The organism is Streptomyces sp. FH025, from assembly GCF_017427025.1.
Lineage (GTDB): Bacteria > Actinomycetota > Actinomycetes > Streptomycetales > Streptomycetaceae > Kitasatospora.
This window is the reverse complement of record NZ_JAFLNG010001043.1, coordinates 1-1836: the sequence shown is the minus strand read 5'-3', so window position 1 is coordinate 1836 and position 1836 is coordinate 1. Positions and strand designations below refer to the sequence as shown.

Here is a 1836-nt window from a genome sequence, read left to right as displayed (position 1 = left end):
CGTGGGCGCTCGGCGGCCGCCTGGCCGGCCTGGCGCTGACCCTGCTGCTCGGCCTCACCCCGTTCGGCGCGGCCCTGGTCACCGCCACCGGCCGATGGTTCGGCGGTTCCCGGACGGCCGAGGTGCTGACGGGCGCGGCGGCCCTGGTGGTGCTCGGCCAGGCGGTGCAGCTGCCGTTCGGCGCCGGGGTGCGGTCCGTCCGGGCCCGGTACGGGCTGGTGACCCAGGGCTGGGCCGGCTGGGCGGTGGACGCGGCGCGTTCGCTCGGGCTCACCCTCGCGCTCTTCCTCCCGCTCGCGCTGGGCCTGTTCGCGCTGACCGGCTGGTCGCCGCGGCACTGGTGGCTGCCTGCGGCGGGCGCGGCGGCCCTGCTGACGGCCGCTCTCTCCTTCCTCCACCCGCTGCTGATCGAGCCGGTGTTCAACCGCTTCACCCCGATGCCCCCGGGCGAGCTGCGCACGGCCCTGCTGGCGCTGGCGGAGCGGGACGACGTGCGGGTGCGCGACGTCCTGGTGGCGGACGCCTCCCGGCGGACCACCGCGCTCAACGCGTACGTCTCCGGGCTGGGCGCGACCCGCCGGATCGTCGCGTACGACACCCTGCTGTCGACCGCCACGCCGCGCGAGGTGGAGCTGGTGGTGGCGCACGAGCTGGGGCACGTCAAGCACCGCGACGTGCCGGTGGGCACCGCGCTGGGCGCGGTCGGCGCGGCCGTCGCGGTGTCCGTCCTCGGGCTGCTGGGCGGCTGGCACCCGCTGCTGGACGCCGCCGGGGCGAACGGCGCCGGCGATCCCCGGGCGCTGCCGCTGCTGGCGGCGCTCGCGGCGCTGCTGGGCGCGCTGTCGGGGCCGGCGCAGTGCGCGGTGAGCCGCCGGATCGAGGCCAGGGCGGACCGGCACGCGCTCGAACTGACCGGGGATCCCGAGCAGTTCGTGGCGATGCAGCGCAGACTGGCACTGGCGAACGTCTCGGATGTCGACCCGCCTCGGGTGCTTGAGCTACTGTTCGCCACTCACCCGAGTGCGACCCGCCGGATCGCGGCCGCCCGCGCCTGGCAGGCCGGACCAGGGCGGAAGGAGGGCACCGGACTCACGAAACCGGGCGAGTCCGTTGTATAGTGCAACAAATATCGAGGAGGTAGGAACGCCGTGCCCGGCCGCCAGTCGTCCATCGACACCATCCAGCGCGAACTGACCGCCTTCGCCCGCCGTGCCCGGCACAAGGCCTCCCAGCTACACCCCGACCTCTCCCTGGTCACGTACAGCATCCTCGACCTGATCACCGAGCGCGGCGGCTGCCGGGCCGCCGACGTGGCCGCGCACTTCATGCTCGACAAGTCCACCGTCAGCCGCCAGGTCACGGCCCTGGAGAAGCTCGGCCTGCTGGGCCGCGAGGCCGACCCGGACGACCAGCGCGGCCAGATCCTGCGCGCCACCGAGGCCGGACTGACCCTGCTGCAGGACGCCAACGAGCAGCGCCGCCTGGCCTTCATGGCCCGCTTCACCGACTGGTCCGACGAGGACGTCTCCCGCTTCGCCGCCTACCTGGCCCGCTACGGCGAGGAAGGCTGACCCGAGGCGCGGCCCACGCCGAGCCGCAACCCGCCGGGGCCGCCCGAGGCCACCCGAGGCCGCCCGGGGTGCGCCACCCCGCCCCGACGGTGTACAGAGGAAAGGTGCCCCTCCGGCAGCCTCCCGACGAGCGGCCTCGCGACGAGCAGCAGCCTCGCGACGAGCGGCCTCCCGCCGGGCAGCGCCCCACCGAATCCCGTCGCCGCACGCGCCGCCGGTCCTGGCGGCCCGACCGTCGCGCACTGACGGCGCTGCCGCTCGCCCT

At 75.6% G+C, this 1836-nt stretch carries 2 protein-coding genes; both read left to right on the top strand.

All coding sequences use genetic code 11. From position 1 onward, the window contains the following. Positions 1 to 1118: M48 family metalloprotease (locus J0670_RS37065; RefSeq protein WP_207817174.1), on the top strand; the 1118-nt coding region annotated here is incomplete at its 5' end. 30 nt (positions 1119 to 1148) lie between these two features. Next, positions 1149 to 1571, top strand: a complete 423-nt coding sequence (locus J0670_RS37060; RefSeq protein WP_207817173.1) for a MarR family transcriptional regulator — start codon at positions 1149 to 1151, stop codon at positions 1569 to 1571. The last annotated feature ends 265 nt before the right edge of the window (positions 1572 to 1836 follow it).